The organism is Micromonospora sp. NPDC048947, from assembly GCF_040649495.1.
Taxonomy (GTDB): Bacteria; Actinomycetota; Actinomycetes; order Mycobacteriales; family Micromonosporaceae; genus Micromonospora; species Micromonospora alfalfae.
This window is the reverse complement of the sequence record NZ_JBEZFO010000051.1, coordinates 1-4,894: the sequence shown is the minus strand read 5'-3', so window position 1 is coordinate 4,894 and position 4,894 is coordinate 1. Positions and strand designations below refer to the sequence as shown.

Sequence of the window (4,894 nt, the reverse complement as noted above, 5' to 3'; positions counted from 1 at the left end):
GGGGGGGGGGGGGGGGGTGGGTGTGGTGGTCCGGGGGGGGGTGGTTCGGTGGGGGTGGTGGTGGTGTTGGGGCCCCGGGGTGGGGGGGGGGTTGCGTTGCAGCTCGGGGGGGGGGCCGGGGGGGGGCGGCCCCCCCCCGGCCCTTCAGGGGGGCACGGCGGCCGTTTCCCTTTCCGGGTGCGCCCGGGCAGCAAGCACTGCCGGGTACGCCGGGCAGCAAGCACTGCTCGGTACGCCCGGAAGCCCGCGCCGCGGGTACCCCGACACAGCTGCGCTGAGAGCGAACACTGCCCCGACCGGGACTCTGCCGCCCCGCACAGCGGTTAGTGTCGGGAAAGACGGTACGGAGAGCGAAGGGCTGCCATGACCGACATGCACATCCCCAAGAAGTCGCTCCGGGCGATTGACGCGCGCGGTGGCGACTCCATTGGCAACCTCGACGACTCGGTCTACAACCGGTTGCTCAAGGAACGCATCATCTTCCTGGGCAGTGAGGTGACCGACCAGGTCGCCAACCGCATCTGCGCGCAGCTGCTGCTGCTCGCCGCGGAGGACCCGGACCGCGACATCAACCTGTGGATCAACTCGCCGGGTGGCTCGGTCTACTCCGGCATGGCGATCTACGACACCATGCAGTTCATCGACAACGACGTGTCGACCGTGGCGATGGGCATGGCTGCCTCGATGGGCCAGCTGCTGCTCTGCGCGGGCACCAAGGGCAAGCGGTACGCCCTGCCCCACGCACGGATCATGATGCACCAGCCGTCCGGTGGCCTGGGCGGCACGGCGTCCGACATCGCCATCCAGGCGGAGCAGATGCTCTACACGAAGCGGATGTTCCAGGAGCGGGTCGCGCACCACACCGGCCAGAGCCAGTCGCAGATCGAGGCCGACTCGGACCGGGACCGTTGGTTCACCGCCCAGGAGGCCATGGACTACGGCTTCATCGACAAGGTGATCATCGGGGCCGCACAGGTTCCGGATGGCGCCGGGACCCTGAGCTGAGGAGCTGACGATGACCGATCTGAGCCTGCCGCCCCAGTTCGCGGCCGTGCACAACCGCTACGTGCTGCCGTCGTTCGTTGAGCGCACGTCGTACGGGGTCAAGGAGTCGAACCCGTACAACAAGCTCTTCGAGGACCGGATCATCTTCCTCGGCGTCCAGGTGGACGACGCGTCGGCCAACGACGTGATGGCCCAGCTGCTGACGCTCGAGGGCACCGACCCGGACCGCGACATCATCATGTACATCAACTCGCCGGGTGGTTCGTTCACCGCCATGACGGCGATCTACGACACCATGCAGTACGTCCGTCCGGACATCTCGACGGTCTGCCTCGGGCAGGCGGCGAGCGCGGCGGCGGTGCTGCTCTCGGCGGGCACCCCGGGTAAGCGGATGGCCCTGCCGAACTCGCGGATCATCATCCACCAGCCGGCCACCGAGGGCGGCTACGGGCAGGGCTCGGACATCGAGATCCAGGCCCGGGAGATCCTGCGGATGCGTACGCAGCTGGAGGACATGCTGTCCCGCCACTGCAACCGCCCCATCGAGCAGGTTCGCAAGGACATCGACCGTGACAAGATCATGACGGCCGAGGAGTCCAAGGAGTACGGGCTGGTCGACACGATCCTGACCAGCCGCAAGAAGGGTCTGCTGGCGGCCAACGCCGCCCGCTGAGCTGTACCGGGTCAGAGGTTGGCCGGGGCTCCGTTCCCGGCCGACCTCTGACACACCCGTTTTGGGGGTCGGAGAATGCCCCGCCAGCGGGTAACGTCGGGTCCGTACCGCTTCGCCGGTTGGGCCGGCGGCGCGAACTAAGCCGGGCGGCGCGCAACGTCCGCAGGTCAGGGCCGGGTCTCCGGCCGATGAGTGCAGGGAGAACGTAGGTGGCACGGATCGGTGACGGCGGCGACCTACTGAAATGCTCCTTCTGCGGCAAGTCGCAGAAGCAGGTCAAGAAGCTCATCGCGGGCCCAGGGGTCTACATCTGCGACGAGTGCATCGATCTCTGCAACGAGATCATCGAAGAGGAGCTGGCCGAGTCCGGCGAGGTGAAGTGGGAAGAGCTTCCCAAGCCGATGGAGATCTGCCAGTTCCTCGACACCTACGTCGTGGGGCAGGATCAGGCGAAGAAGGCGCTCGCCGTAGCTGTCTACAACCACTACAAGCGGATCCAGGCCGAGGCGGCTGGCGCGCCGGGCTCCGGCAGTGACGCCGTCGAGCTGGCCAAGTCCAACATCCTGCTGCTCGGCCCGACGGGGTGCGGCAAGACCCACCTCGCGCAGACCCTCGCCCGGATGTTGAACGTCCCGTTCGCCATCGCCGACGCCACAGCGCTGACCGAGGCGGGCTACGTGGGCGAGGATGTCGAGAACATCCTCCTCAAGCTGATCCAGGCCGCCGACTACGACATCAAGCGCGCCGAGACCGGCATCATCTACATCGACGAGGTCGACAAGATCGCCCGCAAGTCGGAGAATCCGTCGATCACCCGGGACGTCTCCGGTGAGGGTGTGCAACAGGCCCTGCTCAAGATGCTCGAGGGCACTGTGGCCAACGTGCCCCCGCAGGGTGGCCGTAAGCACCCACATCAGGAGTTCATCCAGATCGACACCACGAACGTGCTGTTCATCTGTGGTGGGGCGTTCGCCGGCCTCGACCAGATCATCGAGTCCCGCACCGGGCAGGGCGGCACCGGCTTCGGTGCCCGGCTCCGGTCGGTCTCCGAGCGGTCGACCGACGACATCTTCAGCCAGGTCATGCCGGAAGACATGCTCAAGTTCGGGCTGATCCCCGAGTTCGTCGGCCGGCTGCCGGTGATCACCAACGTTCGCAGCCTGGACCGCAGCGCCCTCGTTCGGATCCTCACCGAGCCGCGCAACGCCCTGGTCCGGCAGTACCAGCGCCTGTTCGAGCTGGACGGTGTCGAGCTCGAGTTCGACGAGCCGGCGCTGGAAGCCATCGCCGATCAGGCGATGCTGCGGGGCACCGGTGCCCGTGGTCTGCGGGCCATCATCGAGGAGGTTCTGCTCTCCGCGATGTACGAGGTGCCGAGCAACCCCGACGCCGCCCGCGTGCTGATCACCCGCGAGGTGGTCCTGGAGAACGTCAACCCGACGATCGTGCCGCGTGAGTTCACCGGGCGCCGGGCTCGGCGCGACCGCGAAGAGAAGTCCGCCTGATCCTTCCCGCATCACGCCGGCCGTTCGATCCTGAGCGGCCGGCGTGTTCGTGTTCGGCGCCGTTCGCCAGTGCCCACCACCCGTGCCGGCCAGACTGTGACGCTGTCCGTCAGCGGCCCTCCAGCCGTACCCTTTGCTCATGCGCGTCGCCGTCTGCCAACTGAACGCCCGGGACGACCGTAAGGCCAATCTGGCGGCTGCGGAGGCCCTACTGGAGCGCGCCGCCGCCGCCGGCGCGGATCTCGCCGTCCTCCCGGAGTACGTCGACTATCTGGGTCCTGCCGGTGGGCTGCCCGAACCGGAGCCGGTCGACGGCGAGGTGGGCAGCTTCTTCGCCGCTGTCGCGCGACGGCTCGGGATCTGGTTGGTGGCCGGCTCGTTCCACGAGGCCGGCCCGGACCCGGACCACACCTGGAACACGTCGCTGGTCTTCGACCGTTCCGGCAGTCTGGCCGCGAGCTACCGCAAGATCCACCTGTACGACGTGGAGATCCCCGGTCGGGTCTCCTACCGGGAGTCGGCGAGTGTCGCGCCCGGGGTCCAACCGGTGGTGGTCGACGTCGAGGGGCTGCGGGTCGGCCTGTCGATCTGCTACGACCTGCGCTTCCCGGAGCTGTACCGGCTGCTCGCGTCCGATGGCGGCGCCCAACTGCTGGTGGTACCGGCCGCCTTCATGATGCACACCGGTAGGGACCACTGGGAGGTCCTGCTGCGGGCCAGGGCGATCGAGAACCAGTGTTTCGTGGCGGCGGCCGGTCAGACCGGCGACCACGAGCCGGGTCGCACCTGCTTCGGCCGCAGCATGGTGGTCGACCCGTGGGGGACGGTCATCGGCCAGGTGCCGGACGGCCCGGGGGTCTCCGTCGTCGACCTGGACCTGGACCGGCTCGAAACGATCCGCGCCGAGCTGCCCAGCCTGGCCAACCGCCGACTCTGAGCTGCCCAGCCCGGCCAACCGCCGGCTCTGAGTCATCCAGCCTGGCCAACAGCCGGTGCTGAACCTCAGTTCTCGAGCAGGACGCCGATCACCGCGAACCCGGCGATGGCCGCGGCGGTGACCAGCAGCGCCGTGGTCATCCGGGATCTGCCCCGTCGGGCCAGTCGTCCGACCGAGAGCACAAGAACGACCAGCACGACCGCGCCGATCACCACCTGCCAGAACGGCCCGATGAGGCCGAGCAGCGCCTCCTCGGCGAACACCCTGGCACCGTGCCCGGACTCATCCATGACTGACACTCTGGCACGTCGAGGTGGCTCCCGTCCTCGGCTGCGCCGGGGACCGGTCGGCGCTGTTCGTCCGAACCAGTGATGAACCCTGATTTGCCTTCTCCGGGCCGTCCGCGTAACTTTCTCTCTGCACGGGGGAGGCCGGACAAACTGGCCGAGAACGGGCGCCAGGCTCGTGGCGGGAACGCCGAGCGAGACTGAGGATCGGGCGGTGCGGAACACTCCGGAAACGGGGTTGCGAACGCGGAGCCGACCGGGTAGAGTTCTGGAGCCGGCAGGAGCCGGGCGGAGAGCCGCGAAGCGGTGATCGGCCGGTCTGCGGCTTCCCACGACAGAAACGAACGTCGGTGACGACGTGCGTCATCGTGGACTCGAGCAAGCAAGGCTATCCGCATTATCGGTTGAAGCATGACGAACCGCGAAATATCGGTTTGACACGGTGGAAACGAGCGGGTAACGTAGTAAAAGTGCCTGGCGCTGATAG

The 4,894-nt window shown here is 67.8% G+C and carries 5 protein-coding genes; 4 read left to right on the top strand and 1 reads right to left on the bottom strand.

Annotated features, from left to right (window positions below):
* Positions 1–363 precede the first annotated feature (363 nt).
* From AB0B98_RS33045 to AB0B98_RS33030, 4 genes are all read left to right on the top strand, one after another.
* The gene (locus tag AB0B98_RS33045) at positions 364–1,005 is read left to right on the top strand and encodes an ATP-dependent Clp protease proteolytic subunit (protein WP_007464111.1); all 642 of its coding nucleotides are present in this window, start codon (positions 364–366) and stop codon (positions 1,003–1,005) included.
* A gap of 10 nt (positions 1,006–1,015) precedes the next feature.
* The gene (locus tag AB0B98_RS33040; RefSeq protein WP_030333536.1) at positions 1,016–1,678 is read left to right on the top strand and encodes an ATP-dependent Clp protease proteolytic subunit; all 663 of its coding nucleotides are present in this window, start codon (positions 1,016–1,018) and stop codon (positions 1,676–1,678) included.
* 209 nt (positions 1,679–1,887) lie between these two features.
* The gene (gene clpX / locus AB0B98_RS33035) at positions 1,888–3,183 is read left to right on the top strand and encodes an ATP-dependent Clp protease ATP-binding subunit ClpX (RefSeq protein ID WP_030333537.1); all 1,296 of its coding nucleotides are present in this window, start codon (positions 1,888–1,890) and stop codon (positions 3,181–3,183) included.
* Positions 3,184–3,322: 139 nt separating this feature from the next.
* Positions 3,323–4,120 (top strand): carbon-nitrogen hydrolase family protein, encoded by a 798-nt coding sequence (locus AB0B98_RS33030; protein ID WP_357367757.1) that lies wholly within the window; start codon positions 3,323–3,325, stop codon positions 4,118–4,120.
* 65 nt (positions 4,121–4,185) lie between these two features.
* Here AB0B98_RS33030 and AB0B98_RS33025 read toward each other — a convergent pair whose 3' ends face one another.
* Positions 4,186–4,410 (bottom strand): hypothetical protein, encoded by a 225-nt coding sequence (locus AB0B98_RS33025; RefSeq protein ID WP_357282138.1) that lies wholly within the window; start codon positions 4,408–4,410, stop codon positions 4,186–4,188.
* Between the last annotated feature and the right edge of the window lie 484 nt (positions 4,411–4,894).